Annotated in this window: 14 protein-coding genes; 7 read left to right on the top strand and 7 right to left on the bottom strand. The window is 71.6% G+C overall.

Going from position 1 to position 17,505, the window contains the following annotated elements:
• Nucleotides 1-109: 109 nt before the first annotated feature.
• Together rsgA and M4J07_RS18415 are read right to left on the bottom strand one after the other, a co-directional pair.
• Nucleotides 110-1,222 carry a ribosome small subunit-dependent GTPase A gene (gene rsgA, locus M4J07_RS18420; RefSeq protein ID WP_255973238.1) on the bottom strand — a complete coding sequence of 371 codons (1,113 nt, stop codon included), beginning with the start codon at nt 1,220-1,222 and terminating at the stop codon, nt 110-112.
• Nucleotides 1,223-1,499: 277 nt separating this feature from the next.
• Nucleotides 1,500-1,949, bottom strand: a complete 450-nt coding sequence (locus tag M4J07_RS18415; protein ID WP_255973236.1) for an Lrp/AsnC family transcriptional regulator — start codon at nt 1,947-1,949, stop codon at nt 1,500-1,502.
• A 119-nt stretch (nt 1,950-2,068) separates the two neighbouring features.
• Here M4J07_RS18415 and M4J07_RS18410 point away from each other — a divergent pair, with 119 nt between their 5' ends.
• On the top strand, nt 2,069-3,109 hold the full coding sequence (locus tag M4J07_RS18410) for an asparaginase (protein WP_255973234.1): 1,041 nt from the start codon (nt 2,069-2,071) through the stop codon (nt 3,107-3,109).
• 30 nt (nt 3,110-3,139) lie between these two features.
• On the opposite strand, the gene M4J07_RS18405 is transcribed toward M4J07_RS18410, so the two are convergent.
• The 5 genes from M4J07_RS18405 to M4J07_RS18385 form a co-directional block, all read right to left on the bottom strand.
• Nucleotides 3,140-4,423, bottom strand: coding sequence for a hypothetical protein (locus M4J07_RS18405; protein WP_255973232.1), 1,284 nt, complete (start codon nt 4,421-4,423; stop codon nt 3,140-3,142).
• A gap of 45 nt (nt 4,424-4,468) precedes the next feature.
• Nucleotides 4,469-5,800 carry a radical SAM protein gene (locus M4J07_RS18400; protein ID WP_255973231.1) on the bottom strand — a complete coding sequence of 444 codons (1,332 nt, stop codon included), beginning with the start codon at nt 5,798-5,800 and terminating at the stop codon, nt 4,469-4,471.
• A 64-nt stretch (nt 5,801-5,864) separates the two neighbouring features.
• A complete protein-coding gene (locus M4J07_RS18395; protein WP_255973229.1) occupies nt 5,865-6,554 on the bottom strand; it encodes a pyridoxamine 5'-phosphate oxidase family protein in 690 nt (229 codons plus the stop codon).
• A 36-nt stretch (nt 6,555-6,590) separates the two neighbouring features.
• Nucleotides 6,591-8,147, bottom strand: a complete 1,557-nt coding sequence (locus M4J07_RS18390) for a glycosyl hydrolase 53 family protein (RefSeq protein ID WP_255973227.1) — start codon at nt 8,145-8,147, stop codon at nt 6,591-6,593.
• Between the two features lie 219 nt (nt 8,148-8,366).
• The gene (locus tag M4J07_RS18385) at nt 8,367-10,364 is read right to left on the bottom strand and encodes a beta-galactosidase (protein ID WP_255973255.1); all 1,998 of its coding nucleotides are present in this window, start codon (nt 10,362-10,364) and stop codon (nt 8,367-8,369) included.
• 199 nt (nt 10,365-10,563) lie between these two features.
• Here M4J07_RS18385 and M4J07_RS18380 point away from each other — a divergent pair, with 199 nt between their 5' ends.
• The 6 genes from M4J07_RS18380 to M4J07_RS18355 all read left to right on the top strand — a co-directional run bounded on the left by M4J07_RS18380 (nt 10,564) and on the right by M4J07_RS18355 (nt 17,486).
• Nucleotides 10,564-11,889: an ABC transporter substrate-binding protein gene (locus M4J07_RS18380; RefSeq protein ID WP_255973225.1), complete on the top strand. Its 1,326-nt coding sequence runs from the start codon at nt 10,564-10,566 to the stop codon at nt 11,887-11,889.
• A complete protein-coding gene (locus tag M4J07_RS18375; RefSeq protein WP_255973223.1) occupies nt 11,886-12,812 on the top strand; it encodes a carbohydrate ABC transporter permease in 927 nt (308 codons plus the stop codon). The genes M4J07_RS18380 and M4J07_RS18375 overlap by 4 nt, the downstream gene beginning before the upstream one ends.
• Nucleotides 12,809-13,717: a carbohydrate ABC transporter permease gene (locus tag M4J07_RS18370; protein WP_255973221.1), complete on the top strand. Its 909-nt coding sequence runs from the start codon at nt 12,809-12,811 to the stop codon at nt 13,715-13,717. The genes M4J07_RS18375 and M4J07_RS18370 overlap by 4 nt, the downstream gene beginning before the upstream one ends.
• Nucleotides 13,714-14,757 carry a LacI family DNA-binding transcriptional regulator gene (locus tag M4J07_RS18365; protein ID WP_255973219.1) on the top strand — a complete coding sequence of 348 codons (1,044 nt, stop codon included), beginning with the start codon at nt 13,714-13,716 and terminating at the stop codon, nt 14,755-14,757. The genes M4J07_RS18370 and M4J07_RS18365 overlap by 4 nt, the downstream gene beginning before the upstream one ends.
• 129 nt (nt 14,758-14,886) lie before the next feature.
• Nucleotides 14,887-16,146: an FAD-binding protein gene (locus M4J07_RS18360; protein WP_255973217.1), complete on the top strand. Its 1,260-nt coding sequence runs from the start codon at nt 14,887-14,889 to the stop codon at nt 16,144-16,146.
• A gap of 146 nt (nt 16,147-16,292) precedes the next feature.
• Nucleotides 16,293-17,486 carry an ROK family transcriptional regulator gene (locus tag M4J07_RS18355; RefSeq protein WP_255973215.1) on the top strand — a complete coding sequence of 398 codons (1,194 nt, stop codon included), beginning with the start codon at nt 16,293-16,295 and terminating at the stop codon, nt 17,484-17,486.
• The last annotated feature ends 19 nt before the right edge of the window (nt 17,487-17,505 follow it).

Genomic DNA, 17,505 nt, shown 5'->3' with positions numbered 1-17,505 from the left:
GCGGGCCCGGTGGGGCTGGTCGCGCAGTTCTCCCTGAGATGGCGCACGAAGTGCGCATCTCAGGGGCGCGGGGAACTGCGCGAGAAGCCCCCACCCACCCGCAGATGCCCTACGACAAGCGGCCCCGCTTCATCTGCATCGCCTCACGCCCCATCCGCCCCCGCTGCTTCCAGACCTGCCGCATCTCGTCCCGCAACCGCGCATCCGTCCGCGCGGCCAGCCGCTGGTTCTCCCGGAGCAGCTTGCGGTAGCTGTCGAGGCGCCGCTGGTGCAGCGTCCCGTCGGCCAGCGCAGCGACCACCGCACAGCCGGGCTCGACCGTGTGCGCGCAGTCGTGGAAGCGGCACCCTTCGGCCAGCGCCGTGATCTCCGCGAACACCTGCTCCACCCCGCCCTCGGCGTCGTAGAGACCGACCCCGCGCAGCCCTGGCGTGTCGATGAGGACACCGCCGCCGGGCAGCACGAACAGGTTCCGGGTGGTCGTGGTGTGGCGTCCCTTGCCGTCGAGGTCACGGACGGCCTGGACGTCCATCACGTCCGCCCCGAGCAGCGCGTTGGCCAGCGTCGACTTCCCCGCGCCGGACTGGCCGAGCAGCACGGACGTGCCGCCTGCCACGACGGCGCGCAGCACCTCGGTCCCGTCGCCGTCGAGCGCGCTGACGGGCAGCACCTGCACGCCGGGCGCGGTCGTCTCGACGTCGGAGACGAGGTAGGACAGGCCCACCGGGTCGGGCACGAGGTCCGCCTTGGTGAGCACGACGAGCGGTTGGGCACCGGATTCCCAGGCGAGCGCCAGGAACCGCTCGACGCGGCCGAGGTCGAGCTCGGCGGCGAGGGACACCGCGATGATCGCGTGGTCCACGTTCGCGGCGAGGATCTGCCCCTCGGACCGCTTGGAGGAGGTGGACCGTACGAAGGCGGTCCGGCGCGGCAGGTACGCCTGGACGTAGCGGGGGTCGCGGCCGTCGGGGTCGACGGCGGCCCAGTCACCGGTGCAGATGACCTTCATCGGGTCGCGCGGCACGACGTACTCGGTGTCGGCGCGGACGACCCCCTCGGGGGTGATGAGATCGCACTGCCCGCGGTCGACGCGCAGCACCCGGCCGGGCACGAGCCCGCGCTCGGCGAACGGGGCGAACTCGGCCGCCCAGAGGCCGTCCCAGCCGTAGGCGGCGAGGGACGAGAGAGGGGACTGGTCAGCGCTGTGAGAGCTGAGAGACAAGGGGGGACCCTTCGAGGGGCGGCCCCGGCTGCACGGAGAGGAGAAGAGAAGAAGAGAGGGTGTCAGCCGATGCGGGCCACGGAGGTGGACGGAACGGACTTCCGGATGCGGGCAACGCCCGTCGCAACGACAGTCATCGGTCAACACCTCCAGGTCTCTCACACGCGGTGAACAGCGGCGGCACGGAGCGGCCGCAGCAACGGGAACGACCATAACCACCCGCCCCGGCACCGCGCCACCGGTTTTTGGCCGGGCGCACCGCGGGCCGGTGCGCGCCTCACACCGGCAGCCCCTTCGGTTCCTTCACCCGCTTCATGATGATCTGCGAGTTCACCTCGGTGACCCCGTCGAGCGTCGTGAGCCGCTCGATCCACAGCCGCTCGTACGCGGCCAGGTCGGCGACCGCGATCCGCAGCAGACAGCCGGGGCTGCCGAAGAGCCGGTACGCCTCGATGACGTCGGGGATGTCCTGGAGGGCGCGCTCGAACGCCTCGACGGACTCCCGGTCGCGGCGCACCTCGATGGAGACGAGCACCTCGAAGCCGCGGCCGACGGACTCCGGGTCGACGATCGCCCGGTAGCCCTGGATGACGCCGTCCTTCTCCAGCTGGCGCACCCGGCGCATGCAGGGGGACGGGCTGAGGCCGACGCGCTGGGCCAGCTCCTGGTTGCTGAGACGGCCGTCGCTCTGGAGCTCGCGCAAGATATTCAGGTCGATCCGGTCCATGACGCAATCATGCGCTACGTAACGCGCGTCCGTCCGCCAGGATTCGCAATCCGATTGCGCACATTCCGCCTTATCCTTGCGGAAGATCGAACATACGACCCCTTCGCGAGGCATTCTCCATGGAACGCATACGGCCCCACGCACCGCGCCGCATCACCCTCATCAGCACCGGCGGCACCATCGCCAGCCGCTGGCAGGGCACCGGCTACGCGGCCGACGCCGGCGGCGACACCGTGCTGGCCAGCGCCGCCGTGCCGGACGGGGTCGAGGTGAAGGTCGTCGACCTGTTCAACATCAACAGTTCGCAGATGACGACCGAGCGGCAGCTGGCGCTGCTGCGCACCGTCCGCGAGACGCTCGCGGACCCGGACGTCGACGGCATCGTCGTCACGCACGGCACGGACACCCTGGAGGAGTCCGCCTTCCTGCTCGACCTGTACCACGACGATCCGCGCCCGGTGGTGTTCACGGGCGCCCAGAAGCCGCTCGGCGCGACCGACGGCGACGGTCCGGGCAATATGTACGACGCTCTTCAAGTCGCCGGTTCCGTGAGGGACCTGGGCGTGCTCGTGGTCTTCGACGGCAAGGTGCACGCGGCGCGCGGCACCGTGAAGACGCAGACCCTCGCCACCGACGCGTTCGCCGACCCCTCGGCGGCCGGTCCGGTGGGCCGCCTGGGCTTCGGCCGGGTCGACATCCGCCGCGCCCCCGACCGCCCGGCCGCCCTGCCGGGACCCGTCGCGGACTCCGGTGTCCCGCGCGTGGACGTCGTCATGCACCACAGCGACGCCGACCCCGCCCTCTTCGAGGCCGCGCTCACCGCGGGCGCCCGGGGCATCGTGCTGGTCGCGACCGGCGCGGGCAACGCGACGCCCGCGTTCGTCGACGCGGTCGCCGCCGCCGTCCGCCGGGGCGTGCTGGTCGCCGTCTCCACCCGGGTCCCGGCCGGACCGCTCGCCGAGATCTACACCGGCGGCGGCGCCGTCGACCTGGTCGCCGCGGGCGCCGTGCTCAGCGGGACGCTGCGCGCGGGCCAGACCCGGGTCGCCGTCCTGGCGGCCCTGCTCTCGGACGCCGCACCCGCCGCCCGTACCGACGCGCTGCGCCGCCTCGTCGCGGCGCCCGCCGACACCTCCACGGACGAGCGGGCCGCTGCCTGAGCGGAGCTCAGGCGGCCTCCCTGCGGGCGGTCAGACGATGCCCGCCTCCCGCAGGACACGGTCCATCTCCGGTACCGGCAGGCCCGGATTGCGGGCCGCCGATGACTCCGTGAAGGGGTCGGCCAGCAGGCGGGGCAGATGGTCCGGGGCCAGATGGGGGTGGGCCGCCGCGACGGCGCGGACCAGGTGGTTGGCGTCGTGGCTGAGGCGGTCCACCAGAGCCGGGTCCGCCTCCGGGTCGTACAGGGCCTCCCGGCGGATCTCCGGGTTCTCGTGGTCGGCCAGGGACGCGAGCCGGTGCAGCGGGAAGCCCGGGTGCTGGAGCAGGGCGCCGCGGGTGATCACCTTGGCCTCCTGGTAGACCGGCCACAGCAGCTCGGCCGGCGCGTCGGCGTGGTTCTCGCACAGCAGCAGCCGTACGGCGAAGTCCTCGTCGGCGGCGAGCAGCCGGACGAGGTCGGGCGGCAGGTGCGGGTTGCAGGCGGCGCCCCGGCGCAGACCGGTGTGCGCCGACGTCGCGGCCCGCCGCATCGTGTCCTCGTCGGTCGCCTCGTAGGTCCAGCGGGCCGGGTGGACGCGGGCCTGCGGCAGGACCTCGTGGTCGATGCGGGTGCGCTGCTCCTCGGTGAACTCCGGGCGCATGGACACGGCCAGCCGGACCAGCGGCTGGTGGTGCCGGGCCAGTTCGTCGACGAGGTCGGCGGGCAGGTGCGGGTTGGCGGCGAGCTTCCCCAGTGTCCAGATGTCGCCCGTCGCCCGCACCTCCAGCGCGAGGGCGCGGTCCAGCTGGGCCTGCTCGATGGCGTCCCCGTCACCGGCGCGCACCACCTCGGGGACGAGTTCGGGCCGTCGGCGCCAGCTGCGCGCGGCGGCCCTGGCCCGCACCTTCGGCTCCGGGTCGTCGAGCAGCCGGTCGAGGATCTCGGCGGGCGGGTCGGCCCACTGCTCCAGGACCAGTTCCCGCACGAGCGCGTGCTCGTCGCGGCTGAGCAGCTCGTACGTCTCCGCCGGCAGCTGCTCGACCTTCGTGCGGAACGGCGTCGGGCCGCCCGCGACCGCCGCCCGCACCATCGGGTCGGGATCCGTGGCGAGGCGGGCGCGCTGGGCGGCCGGGGCGCTCCAGACGTCGGCGAACCAGCCGCGCAGCCTGCGCTCGGGGTGCGTGACGATGGCGTCGTACACCTCGTCCGGCACGATCCCGCGCTGCGCGATCCAGTACGCCTCCTGCCGCCCGGACCGCAGGATCCGCAGCAGCACGGAGGCGGGAGCGGCCGGATTGCGCGCCACTCCCGCCAGCTGCGTGTCGTTGAGCACCGCTGTCCCCTGCTTCCCCTGTCTCCCCTGGTCCGGGGGCAGAGGTTACGCCTGCGGCGTCTCGACCGCTTCCGAGTTCGGGGCCAGGCTGTCCATGAACGAGCTGACCGAGAAGACGGCGCGGCCGGCGCCCGCGGGACCGTATCCGGGCGGGGACGACAGGCCGAACTCGTCCATCGTCGAGCGGTACGCGTCGAGCAGCCGGATGTGGTACTCCAGCGGCGCCCCGTTCGGGTTCTCCTTGCCGAGCGGCGTCGTCGGCTCCGGGCACCAGGTGGTGAAGCGCGGCGTGATGCCGTGCGACATGAAGAAGCGCAGGCCCTCCGTGGTGGAGGCGATGGCCTCGTCGACCGTCTTGAAGCCGAACGGCTCGGCCATCTCGACGCCCGCGACGAAGTTCGGGATCACGTTGCGCGCGCCGAAGACCTCGGTCGAGTCGAGGATGCGCTTGTGCCACTCGTCACGGCCGACGTACCGCTCCTTGCCGGGGCAGTACATCTTGAACAGGTACTCGTCCCACACCTCGAAGTTGGGGTGGTAGATCTGCACGCCGTAGTCCTTGAAGCGCTGCACGTCGTCCTTGGGCAGCGCCTGGGCGACGACCTTGCCGATCCAGCGCCCCGGGAAGTGCTCCTCGATGGCCTTGGCGTACCGGCCGTAGAAGTCGGCCTCGTCCAAGCCCTGGACCTTCGACGTGATCGCGCCGCCGGTGAGGGTGTACGCGGTGGACGCCTTCGCGGTGTCGTACTGGTCGATGATCGACAGCGCCTCGAGGACCTCGTCGACGTCCTTGACGCCCGTGTACGGCCGGCCGGCCGCCTTGTGCTGGCGCCAGTTGTGGTTGATGTCGCAGTACTGGCACTCCTCCTTGGCGCCGAAGTACTGGCAGACCCGGAACGCGGTCAGGTAGATCAGGTAGCCCCACTGGATGGTGGGGGCCACCTCCATGACCGACTTCCCGTTGGAGAGCTTGTGGCGGTAGTACTCCGGCATCGGCGGCACGCCCACGTCGGAGATGCGCTTGCCGTCGAGGTAGAGGCCGAGGACACCGTCCTCGTTCGCCGCCACCCGGTACGGGGACGACGGGTTCACACGGACCGAGACGACGGTGCGGCGCAGGTCGTAGGGGCCGCCCGTGAGGACGATCTCCTCCGGCGGGCGGCGCAGCGCGGCCTCGCCGAGCTCGGGGAGCGTGCCGTGGTCGAAGGAGAAGATGAAGTACGACTTCGGCTTCACCTCGCCGTCCTCGTTGTCGCTGAGGGCCGACGGGTCGAACGCCACACCGCCCCGGAGCAGGTCCTCCTTGAAGACCGCTTCCTTGGGAACGTGCGGGAAGCGCTCCATCAGGTCCTCTACCAGCGCCGTACGGCTCTGCATCCCGTTGTCTCCTCGGATCGTCCTTCTGTGGTTCGACACCTCACGGTATGCCCCCGGTTGTCGCTCAGCCCTGCCGGGTCCCCGCTCGGGCCGCGATGTGGGCGGGCGCCGTGATGCCGGAGGGCAGCGCCGGGTCGGCGGTGGGGGCGCCCCAGCGGGAGGTCAGGGGCAGGGTGCCGGCCCACAGGCCCAGCTCGGCGTCGGGTGAGTCGGCGTCGTCCGGCGGGCCCGCGCTGATCTTGACGGAGGCCTCGTCGAGGGAGAGGGCGAGGACGGTCGTGGCGGCGAGCTCCTTGCGGTTCGGGCGGCGCGCGTAGTCCCACTGCCCGGGGGCCGTGTGCTCGGTGAGGATGCGCAGCGCCTCCGTCTTCTCGGTGTCGTCGGTGATCCTGCGCGGCACGCCGTAGATCATCGCGCAGCGGTAGTTCACGCTGTGCTCGAAGACGGAGCGGGCCAGCACCACGGCGTCGACGTGGGTGACGGTGACGCATATGGGGGCGTCGGGGTCGGCGGCCAGGCTGCGGCTGGCCACCGACCCGTGCACGTACAGGTACCGCTCGTCACGCCCGTAGACCGTCGGGACGACCATGGGGCCGCCGTCGACGGTCACGCCCAGGTGGCAGACGAAACCCGTGTCGAGGATCACCTCGAGGTCCGCGCGCTCGAAGCTCGCCTTCTCCTTCATACGGCGCAGCCGGGTGCGGTCCGTCGGCGTGAGGGTGCGGGAGGGCCCTGAGTGCGAGGAGTGCGTCATGCGCCGGAACAGTACTCCGGGGTGATCAAGCTGCCGTCACCGGTGCTTGAACCAGGCCTGCGCGTCCGTCGGCGCGCCGTCGTAGTCGAACAGGGCCTGGTTCTCCCACGCGTTGCCGCTGGACGGGTCCGTCGGGTCCCAGCCGTTGCCGGCGGCGGCGGTCCAGGCGGCGTCCCACCAGTAGGCGCCCAGGCCGAGGCCGTTCGGGACGGCTTCGACGACGTTGAGCAGGTCGCGGAACCAGGCCGCCTGGCCGGCTTCCGTGGCGGGGTACCCGGACACCAGCTCGGAGTCCAGGTCGATCACGTTCTCCCAGCTGTCGTCGCCGCTCAGGGTGAACGGGTAGGCGGTCTCGGCGACGTACAGCGGCTTTCCGTAGCGGGTGGCGAGGTCGTCGGTGTTGGCCTGGAGGTCGGAGAGGGCGCCGTGCCAGTAGCCGTAGAAGGACAGGCCGATGACGTCGAAGGGGACGCCGTGGGAGACGGCGTTGTCGAACCAGGTGCGGTAGAGCGCGTTGTCGCCGCCGTTGGCGAGGTGGAGGGCGACCTTGGTGGACGGGGAGACCGCCTTGGCGGCGTTCGCACCGGACGTCAACAGGCCCGCGAGCTGGGACCAGTTGGCGGTGGATCCGGTCGGCCAGAGCAGGCCCGCGTTCAGCTCGTTGCCGATCTGCACCATGTCGGCGGTGGTGCCCTGCGCCTTGAGGGCGTTGAGGACGTCGTACGTGTGGTCGTAGACGTCGGTCCTGAGCTGGGCGTACGTGTGGCCCGACCAGGCCGAGGGGATCGTCTGGGCGCCCGGGTCGGTCCAGGTGTCGGAGTAGTGGAAGTCGACGAGGAGCTTCAGGCCCGCGGCCTTGACGCGCTTGGCCACGGCGAGGGTGCGGGCCTTGTCGCAGTAACCGTCGGCGGGGTTCACCCAGACGCGGAGGCGGGCGTGGTTCATGCCGGCGGCGGCGAGCACGGCGATCGCGTCCGCGGTGGACCCGGAGGCGTTCTTGTAGACGGCGCCCTTGTCCTCGTTCTTCTTCAGTGACGAGATGTCAGCACCCTTGATGGCGAGGCTGGTTGAGCCCGAGGTGAGGGTGATGTCGTCGAAGTTGGCCCAGTTCCCCGCGTTCGCATCGGAGACGAGCCGGATCGTGACCGTGCCGTCGGTGACGGCGACGGAGGTGACGAGGCGGATCCACGCGCCGTTCGGCGTGGGCGGCAGGTCCGTGCGCTGCTCGCCCGCGGCGCTCTTGAGGGCGAGGTAGGCGGCGTTCTGGCCGCCGCTGGAGCGGACCCAGGCGGTCAGCTTGTACGTGCCGTTGGTGAGGCCGGTGAGGTACTGGTACGTCTCGACCTTGTAGGCCGACGCGGACCAGTGGGCGAGGCGGTAGCCGCCGCTGCGGCCGCCCGCCTCGGCGTAGGCGGCGGACGTGGTGCCGTACGCCGTCCAGCCGGTGACGCCGTTCTCGAATCCGCCGTTGGTCAACGTGGCGGCCGCTGCCGCGTGTTGGGCGGGCAGGGTCAGGGTCGCCGCGCCCGCGAGTGCGGCCGCCAGGACGGCTCTGCGGGTGGTGGTGGCGCGTGGTCCAAAGGTGCCGTGCATCATCGATGTCCCTTCGGTCGGGCGTCTGCCGTGTTGCCGTGTGTTGTGCGGGTGCGGGCCGGTGGGGCTTCTCGCGCAGTTCCCCGCGCCCCTGGAAGCAGCGGCTTCGCCGCGCTTTCTCCTGATGGAGGTGGCGCACGAAGTGCGCACCTCCAGGGGCGCGGGGAACTGCGCGACCAGCCACGACGAAACCCGCACCCGACATCGCAAGAGCCGGAGTTACGGTGCCTCGTCCAGGCGCACCACGCGCACCGCGCCGCCCGGCACCCCCACCTGCCCGGACACCCGCTCCCCGGTGAGGAGTTCGGTGCCGCGCGCCGGGACCTTGACGTCGTCGCCGGTGTGGTTGATCGCGAAGACGTACGTGCCGGAGGCGCCCGAGCGCGTCACGACCTCCACGTCCCGCGGCACCTCGGGCCGCGCCTCGACCCCGGCGTCGTCGCCCGCCGCACCCAGGATCACGTCGAGCGCCGCCGCGGGCAGCCGCGTGGAGACGTACCAGGCCGTGCCCGCGCCGAAGCGGTGCCGGGTGACGGCCGGGCGGCCCGCCGCGAGGCCGTCCGCGTACGTCCAGACGGTCTCGGCGCCGCGGGGCACGACGAACTCCGTCCAGACGTCACCGGTCAGCTCGGCCCCGTCGGGCCCGGACAGCCGGACCGTCTCCCCCGCGAGGAGCGGGGAGAACTCCTCGACGGTGAGCCCGAGCACGTCACGGAAGGCGCCCGGGTACGGGCCCTCGTGCACGGCGTCGTGCTCGTCGACGATGCCGGAGAAGTAGGAGACGACGAGCGTGCCGCCGTTCTCGACGTACTCGCGGAGGTTCAGGGCGGCGGCCTCGGTCGCGAGGTAGAGCGCGGGGACGACGACCATCGGGTAGGCCGACAGGTCGGCCTCCGGGTGGGCGAAGTCGACCGTGAGGTGGCGGTCGTAGAGGGCCTCGTAGTAGGAGTCGGCGCGCTCGCGGGCGTCGTGGTCCTCGCTGGGGCGCCACTCCAGGCTCTGCGCCCACCACGACTGCCAGTCCCACAGCATGGCCACGTCGGCGACCGTGCGGGCGCCTTCGACGGGCGCCAACTCCCCTACGAACGAGCCGAGTTCGCACACCTCGCGCCAGACCCGCGAGTCCGTCCCGGCGTGCGGCAGCATCGACGAGTGGAACTTCTCGGCGCCGCGCCGCGACTGCCGCCACTGGAAGAACATGGCGCCCTCGGAGCCGCGCGCCACGTGACCGAGGGAGTTGCGGGCCATCTGGCCCGGGGCCTTCGCCGGGTTGCGGGCCTGCCAGTTCACGCCGGACGTGGAGTGCTCCAGGAGCAGCCAGGGGTCGCCGCCCGCCACGGACCGGGTCAGGTCGGCGGCCATCGCCAGGTTCACGTGCGTACGGCGGCCGTCGGTGATCAGGTAGTGGTCGTTGGTGACGATGTCGACCTCGCGGCCCCAGGCCCAGTAGTCGACGGAGTCGCACTGGCTGAGGGCGGTCATGAAGTTGGTGGTGACCGGGATGCCGGGGGCGAGGCGGTGCAGGACGTCGCGCTCGCGCACGAAGTTCTCGCGCATGGTGGCATCGGCGAAGCGCTTGTGGTCGAGCTTCTGGGCCGGGTTGCCGACGGTGGGGGTCAGGCGCGGCGGGTCGATCTCCTCGAACGAGCCGTAGCGCTGGCCCCAGAACGCGGTGCCCCAGGCGTGGTTGACGTTCTCCACGGTGTCGTAGGTCGCGGCGAGCCAGCGCCGGAAGTGGGCGGCGCAGTTCTCGCAGTAGCAGGCGCTGACCGGGACGCCGTACTCGTTGTGGACGTGCCACATCACGACCGCCGGGTGCTTGCCGTAGCGGCGGGCGAGCTGCTCGGTGATGCGGGTGGAGGCGTCCCGGTAGGCCTGGTTGCTGTGGCAGATGGCGCCGCGCGAGCCGAAGGCGAGGCGGGTGCCGTCCTCGGTGACGGGGAGGGCGTCGGGGTTCTGGTCGTAGAACCACTTGGGCGGGGCGACGGTGGGGGTGCCGAGGTCGACCGCGATGCCGTTCTCGTGCAGCAGGTCGACGATCCGGTCGAGCCAGCCGAAGTCGTAGGTGCCGGGCGCCGGTTCGAGCAGGGCCCAGGAGAAGATCCCGACGCTCACCGTCGTCACGCCGGCCTCCCGCATGAGGCGGACGTCCTCGTGCCACACGGATTCCGGCCACTGCTCGGGGTTGTAGTCGCCGCCGAAGGCGAGCCGCGCCATGAGGTACCCCCAAGGGAGATCGATCAATTTGGGAACGTGCACACACTCTGACGGCGGCACTGAGCCAACATAACCGCACAGCAACAACCATTGACAAGTGTCCAGGATGTTTCTCTACTGTGAACGCTCACAGAGCCTGAACCATACGGCCACCGTCCAGTTCCCCGGTCAGGGACTTCGGTCAGGGAGACATCCAGCCATGCCATTCACGAAGCAGCACCGCCGCCTCGTCGCCACCGCCACGGCGGTCGTCCTCGGCGCCTCGGCACTCGCCGCCTGCGGCTCGTCCGACGACAGCGACACCCAGGACGCCTCCGGTCCGGCGAACCTGACGTACTGGACCTGGACCCCGAACATGGACAAGGTCGTCGACCTGTGGAACAAGGGGCCGGGCAAGAAGCAGCAGATCAAGGTCACCGTCAAGAAGCAGGCGTCCGGTGACACCCTGGTCACCAAGATCCTGACCGCGCACAAGGCGAAGAAGGCGCCCGACCTGGTGCAGGCCGAGTACCAGGCCCTGCCCACCCTCGTCAGCAACGACGCCCTCGCCGACATATCGGGCGACGCGGGCGACCTGAAGGGGAAGTTCGCGGACGGCATCTGGCAGCAGGCCACCCTGGGCACGGACGCGCTGTACGCGATCCCGCAGGACTCGGGGCCGATGATGTTCTACTACCGCGCGGACCTGTTCAAGAAGTACGGGCTCGAGGTCCCGGGCACCTGGGACGAGTTCGCCGAGACCGCCCGCGCGCTGAAGAAGAAGGCCCCGGACAAGGACCTGACGACCTTCTCCGCCAATGACTCCGGGCTCTTCGCGGGCCTCGCGCAGCAGGCGGGCGCGAAGTGGTGGACCGCCTCCGGCGACAAGTGGAAGGTCGGCATCGACGACGCGGCGACGAAGAAGGTCGCCGACTTCTGGGGCGGGCTCGTCAAGGAGGGCGCCGTCGACAACCAGCCGATGTACACCCCGGCCTGGAACAAGGCGCTCAACACCGGCAAGCAGATCGCCTGGGTGTCCGCCGTGTGGGCGCCGGGCACGCTGACCACCGCCGCGCCCGACACCAAGGGCAAGTGGGCCATGGCCCCGCTCCCCCAGTGGGACGCCTCGTCGAACGCGACCGGCAGCTGGGGCGGTTCGTCGACCGCCGTCACGACCGACAGCAAGCACCGGGCGGCCGCCGCGAAGTTCGCCGCGTGGCTCAACACCGACAAGGCGGCGCTGACCGCGCTCGCGAAGGAGAGCGGCATCTACCCGGCCGCCACGGACGCCCAGCTCAGCGGTGCGTTCCAGGAGCCGCCGGCGTACTTCTCGAACCAGGCCGACTTCTACCCGCAGGCCCAGAAGATCGCGAAGACGACGGCGCCCGCGGCCTGGGGCCCGAACGTGAACGTCGCGTACGCCACCTTCAAGGACGCCTTCGCCGCCGCCGCGAAGAACAAGTCGGACTTCGGCGACGCTCTCACGAAGATGCAGGACGCGACCGTCGCCGACATGAAGAAGCAGGGCTTCGAGGTCGCCGAGTGACCTCTCGCAAGACCCGGCAGTCGTACGGGGTCAAGAGCGCCCCGTACGGCTTCCTCCTTCCCGCCGGGATCCTCTTCGCGCTCTTCTTCGCGCTGCCCATCGGGTACGCGATCTGGCTCAGCCTGCACAAGGTCGAGGTCAAGGGCCTCGGCCTCGGCCGGGGCGCCCGCTCGGAGGTGTGGGCGGGCCTGGCCAACTACACCGACGCCGTCACCGACTCCGAGCTGCTGCACGGCGCGCTGCGGATCCTCGGCTACGGCGCGATCGTCGTCCCGGTGATGCTCGGCCTCGCGCTGGTCTTCGCGCTGATGCTGGACGCGGACCGGGTGCGCCTGGCCCCGTTCACCCGGCTGGCGATCTTCCTGCCGTACGCGATCCCGGGCGTGGTGGCGGCGATGATGTGGGGCTTCCTGTACCTGCCGGACGTCAGCCCCTTCTACTTCCTCCTGGACAAGCTGGGACTGCCGCAGCCGGACCTGCTGGACGGCGGGCCGCTGTACGGGGCGATGGCGAACATCGCGGTCTGGGGCGGCACCGGCTTCAACATGATCGTGATCTACACGGCGCTGCGCGCGATCCCCGCCGAGGTCTACGAGGCGGCGCGGCTCGACGGCTGCTCGCAGCTCCAGATCGCGCTGCGCGTCAAGATCCCGATGGTGGCGCCCTCGCTGGTCCTGACCGCCTTCTTCTCGATCATCGCGACGCTCCAGGTCTTCAACGAGCCGACGACCCTGAAGCCGCTCACCAACGCCCTGTCCACGACGTGGAGCCCGCTGATGCGGGTCTACCAGGACGCGTTCGTGAAGGGTGACATCTACTCGGCCGCCGCCACCGCCGTGCTCATCGCGGTCGTGACCCTCGTCCTCTCCTTCGGGTTCCTGCGCGCCGCGAACTCCCGTACCAAGCAGGAGGAAGCCCGATGAGCTCTTCCGTCGCCGTCCGCAAGGCGGCCCCCGCCGCCGGCACCACGCCCGGCACCGCGCAGGCGCCGCCGCTGCGCCGCCGGATCGCCCTGGCCCCGACGGCCGTGCTGCTCCTCGGGGCCCTGTACTGCCTGCTGCCCGTGGCCTGGGTGGTGATCGCGTCGACGAAGTCGGGCAGCGAGCTCTTCTCCAGCTTCACGTTCCTGCCCGGCTCCGGTTTCACCGACAACCTCAAGGACCTGTCGGCGTACCGGGACGGCGTCTACTGGAAGTGGATGGCGAACTCGGCCCTGTACGCGGGGGTGGGCGCGCTCCTGTCGACGGCGGTGTCGGCGCTGAGCGGCTACGCCCTGGCGGTGTACCGCTTCCGCGGCCGTGAGTCGATCTTCAACGTGCTGATGGCGGGGGTGCTGATGCCGCCGGTGATCCTGGCGGTCCCCCAGTACCTGCTCCTCGCGAAGGCCGACCTGACCGACTCGTACCTGTCGGTGCTGCTGCCGCTCGTCCTCTCCCCGTACGGCATCTACCTCGCGCGGATCTACGCCGCCGCCGCCGTGCCGCCCGATGTGGTGGAGGCCGGCCGGATGGACGGGGCCGGCGAGTGGCGGATCTTCACGCGGGTCGCGCTGCCGATGATGGTGCCGGGTCTGGTGACGGTGTTCCTGTTCCAGTTCGTCGCGGTCTGGAACAACTTCCTGCTCCCCTACATCATGCTCAGCGACGACGAGAAGTTCCCGATCACGCTCGGTCTGTTCACGCTCCTCGAACAGGGCGCGAACACTCCGGCGCTGTACACGCTGGTGATCACCGGTGCGTTCCTGGCGATCGTTCCGCTCATCGCGCTGTTCCTGGTGATCCAGCGGTTCTGGAGCCTCGACCTGCTGTCGGGGGCCGTAAAGTCATGACCATGAGCACCACGGGGGGCGGTCGGCGACGGCCGCCGACGATCCACGACGTGGCGCGCGAGGCGGGCGTCTCGCGCGGCACCGTCTCACGCGTCCTGAACGGCGGGCACTACGTCAGCCCGGCGGCCCAGGAAGCGGTCAACGCGGCGATCCGCAAGACGGGTTACGTGGTGAACCGGCACGCGCGTTCGCTCATCACCGGACGGTCCGACTCGGTCGGCTTCCTGCTGACGGAGCCCCAGGAGAGGTTCTTCGAGGACCCCAACTTCAACGTGCTGCTGCGGGGTTGCACGTCGGCGCTGGCCGCGCACGACATTCCGCTGCTGCTGATGATCGCGGGGACGCCGGACGAGCGGCGCCGCATCACCCGCTACATCACGGCGGGCCACGTCGACGGGGTGCTGCTCGTCTCGTCCCACTCCGGCGACCCGGTCGCGGCCGAACTCCGCGAGGCGGGCGTGCCGTTGGTGTCCTGCGGCAAGCCGATCGGGCCCGGTTCGTCGGCGTCGAAGGTCAGCTATGTCGCGGCGGACGACCGGGACGGGGCGCGGGACATGGTGCGCCACCTGCTGTCGCTCGGCCGGCGCCGCGTCGCCACGGTGGCGGGGCCGCTGGACCTGCCGGGCGGTGTGGACCGGCTCGCCGGGTACCGCGAGGTGCTCGCGGAGGCCGGGCTCCCGGTCGACGAGGACCTGATCGTGTCCGGTGACTACAGCCGGGCGGGCGGCGAGTCCGCTGCGGCCCGGCTCCTGGACCGCGCACCGGACTTCGACGCGGTGTTCGTCGCCTCGGACCTCATGGCGCAGGGCGTGATGTCGGCGCTCCAGAAGGCCGGCCGACGGGTTCCTGAGGACGTCGCGGTGGGCGGCTTCGACGACTCGCCTGCGGCGCTGACGACGGAGCCCGCGCTCACGACGATCCGGCAGCCGTGGGATCGGATCAGTGCGGAGATGGTGCGGGTGCTGCTGGCGCAGATCGGGGGGGAGGATCCGGCCGCCGTGATACTTCCTACGGAGTTGGTGCGGCGGGCGTCCGCGTAGGTGGCGGGCTGCCGGCCGGTGGGGCTTCTCGCGCCGTTCCCCGCGCCCCTGATGGGGCGCGTGTGGAGGGTGGGGGTGGGGTGGCGTGATCCAATCGGCGGTAGGTCGACCTCGCAGAAAGGCAGTGACGTGCGCGACACCGCATCCACCGCGCCCACCAACTGGGCGCGCAACATCACCTTCTCCACCGCCGGACTGCACCGCCCGGACTCCGTCGACGCGCTGCGTGCGCTCGTCGCCAGGAGTCCGCACATACGGGTTCTGGGCAGCGGCCACTCGTTCAACCGGATCGCCGACGTGGACGCGGACCGGGACGGCGTCCTTGTGTCGCTGGCCGCGCTGCCCGGGGGCATCGAGATCGACACCGAGGGGCGGACCGTCCGGGTCGGCGGCGGCGTGCGCTACGCCGAGCTGGCCGCGCGGCTGCACGAGCACGGTCTCGCCCTGCCGAACATGGCGTCGCTGCCGCACATCTCGGTCGCCGGGTCCGTGGCGACGGGCACGCACGGTTCCGGCAACGCCAACCGGTCGCTGGCCGAGGCCGTCCGCGCCGTGGAGATCCTCACCGGGGACGGCGAGACGGTGACGCTGGCGCGCGGCGACGCCGGGTTCGAGGGCGCCGTCGTCTCGCTCGGCGCCCTCGGCGTCGTGCTGGCGCTCACGCTCGACGTGGAGCCCTCCTTCGACGTGGCCCAGTCCGTCTTCGGGCAGCTTCCCTTCCAGGGTCTCGACTTCGGGGCGGTCTCGTCGGCCGCGTACAGCGTCAGCCTGTTCACCACATGGCGGGCGCCGCGGTTCGACCAGGTGTGGGTGAAGCAGCGGCAGCCCGCGGGCCTCGACTTCCCGTGGGCCGAGCCCGCCGTCGAGGCGCAGCACCCGGTGCCCGGGATGGACGCCGTGCACTGCACCGAGCAGTTCGGGGTGCCGGGCCCCTGGCACGAGCGGCTGCCGCACTTCCGTGCCGGTTTCACCCCCAGCAACGGTGACGAGCTGCAGTCGGAGTACCTGCTGCCGCGCGAGCACGCCGTGGCAGCGCTGCACGCCCTCGACGCCGTCCGCGACCGGATCGCGCCGGTGCTCCAGGTGTGCGAGGTGCGGACCGTGGCGGCGGACACGCAGTGGCTGAGCCCGGCGTACGGCAGGGACACGGTCGCCTTCCACTTCACGTGGGTGGCGGAGACGGAGCGGGTGCTGCCCGTCGTGTCGCTGGTCGAGGACCGGCTGCGCGAGTTCTCCCCCCGGCCGCACTGGGGCAAGGTGTTCACCGCCGATCCGGCCCGGCTCGCCGACCGCTATCCGCACGCGGCGGACTTCGCCGCGCTCGTGCGGCGGCTCGATCCGGCGGGGAGGTTCAGCAACGCGTTCGTGCGGGCGCTGCTGCCGCGCTGACCCGTCCGGGGACGCCCCGCTCCCGTTGGACTTTCGCGCGGGTCCTTGGACCGGTCGGCAGGACTTTCGTACGACCTGTTGGACTTCCCTCACCACTTCTTCCAACCCTCTGTCGAAGTCGTGACGGGCCTCCTAGCGTGAGGTCCATGAAGCGCACGTCCCGCGACATCAGGACCGCGAACCGGTACGAGGTGCTGCGGCACTGCTTCGGCCGGCCCGCGGTCTCCCGCCGGGAACTGGCGGCGGCGACCGGGCTGAGTCCGGCGACGGTCGCCACGCTCGTCGGGGAGCTGGCCGGGCTCGGGATCCTCACCGAGGTCGGTTTCCAGGACTCGGCCGGCGGCCGGCCGCGCGGCCTGGTCGCGGTGGCCGCGGGGCACGGCGCGCTGATCGGCGTGGACGTCGCGGAGACGTACGTGCACGCCGAACTGTTCGACCTCGCCCTGAACGTCGTGGCGCGCGCCGACCGGGAGCTGCGGCCCGGCACGCACCGCCCCGATCAGGTCGTCGCCGTGATCGCCGACGCCGTCGCCGCCGTGCGGGAGCAGGGCGCGGGCGGTGGCCGGGTGCTGGGCGTGGGGGTGTGCATGCCGGGGCTCGTCGACCGGCGGGACGGGGTGTCCGTGTACGCCCCGAACTGGGACTGGCACGACGTCCCGCTGCGCCGGCTCCTGGCCGAGCACGTCGACCTGCCGCTGTACCTGGACAATCCGCTGCGCGCCTGCACCGTCGCCGAGCTGTGGTTCGGTGCGGCGCGCGGCTGCGACGACGCGGTCGTGGTGAACCTCGGCACGGGGGTCGGCGCGGGTCTCGCCCTCGGCGGCGCGCTGCACCGCGGTGTCACCAACGGCGCGGGCGAGTGGGGCCACACGACGCTGGTCCTCGACGGCCGGCCGTGCCACTGCGGCGACCGGGGCTGCGTGGAGGCGTACGTCGGAGCGCCCGGCATCATGCGCAACCTCCGTGAGCTGTACCCGGGCTCACCCCTGCTGCACCCCGACGACCAGACCGCCACGATCGCCGCGCTCGCCGACGCGGCGGCCGAGGGCTCGCCGCAGGCCCTCGACGTTTTGCGGGAGACCGCCCGCCATCTCGGCCCGGCCGTCGCCGACCTCGTCAACCTGCTCGATCCCGAGGTCGTCGTCCTCAGCAGCTGGGTCGCGGGCCGGCTCGGCGGACCTCTCCTGACCGAGGTCCGCCGGGCCGTGGCCCGGCACGCGCTGGCGGGTCCGGGCGCGGCGACCCGCATCGTCCTCAGTCCGATCCCCACCGACCCGGTGAGTCTCGGCGCGGCCACGTTCGCGCTCGAAGGGGCACTCGCCGCACCGGTGCGCGCCTGACCGTCCCGCCCACCGTCCC

This window comes from Streptomyces longispororuber, from assembly GCF_024448165.1.
Taxonomy (GTDB): domain Bacteria; phylum Actinomycetota; class Actinomycetes; order Streptomycetales; family Streptomycetaceae; genus Streptomyces; species Streptomyces longispororuber_A.
Note: the sequence above shows the minus strand (reverse complement) of the source record. Positions and strands in the feature narration are given on the sequence as shown.

Bases quoted from the DNA above. Each gene is read 5' to 3' on its own strand.
- M4J07_RS18415 (WP_255973236.1), bottom strand. From the start codon at position 1,949: ATGGACCGGATCGACCTGAATATCTTGCGCGAGCTCCAGAGCGACGGC.
- M4J07_RS18410 (WP_255973234.1), top strand. From the start codon at position 2,069: ATGGAACGCATACGGCCCCACGCACCGCGCCGCATCACCCTCATCAGC.
- M4J07_RS18400 (WP_255973231.1), bottom strand. From the start codon at position 5,800: ATGCAGAGCCGTACGGCGCTGGTAGAGGACCTGATGGAGCGCTTCCCG.
- M4J07_RS18395 (WP_255973229.1), bottom strand. From the start codon at position 6,554: ATGACGCACTCCTCGCACTCAGGGCCCTCCCGCACCCTCACGCCGACG.
- M4J07_RS18390 (WP_255973227.1), bottom strand. From the start codon at position 8,147: ATGCACGGCACCTTTGGACCACGCGCCACCACCACCCGCAGAGCCGTC.
- M4J07_RS18385 (WP_255973255.1), bottom strand. From the start codon at position 10,364: ATGGCGCGGCTCGCCTTCGGCGGCGACTACAACCCCGAGCAGTGGCCG.
- M4J07_RS18380 (WP_255973225.1), top strand. From the start codon at position 10,564: ATGCCATTCACGAAGCAGCACCGCCGCCTCGTCGCCACCGCCACGGCG.
- M4J07_RS18370 (WP_255973221.1), top strand. From the start codon at position 12,809: ATGAGCTCTTCCGTCGCCGTCCGCAAGGCGGCCCCCGCCGCCGGCACC.
- M4J07_RS18365 (WP_255973219.1), top strand. From the start codon at position 13,714: ATGACCATGAGCACCACGGGGGGCGGTCGGCGACGGCCGCCGACGATC.
- M4J07_RS18355 (WP_255973215.1), top strand. From the start codon at position 16,293: ATGAAGCGCACGTCCCGCGACATCAGGACCGCGAACCGGTACGAGGTG.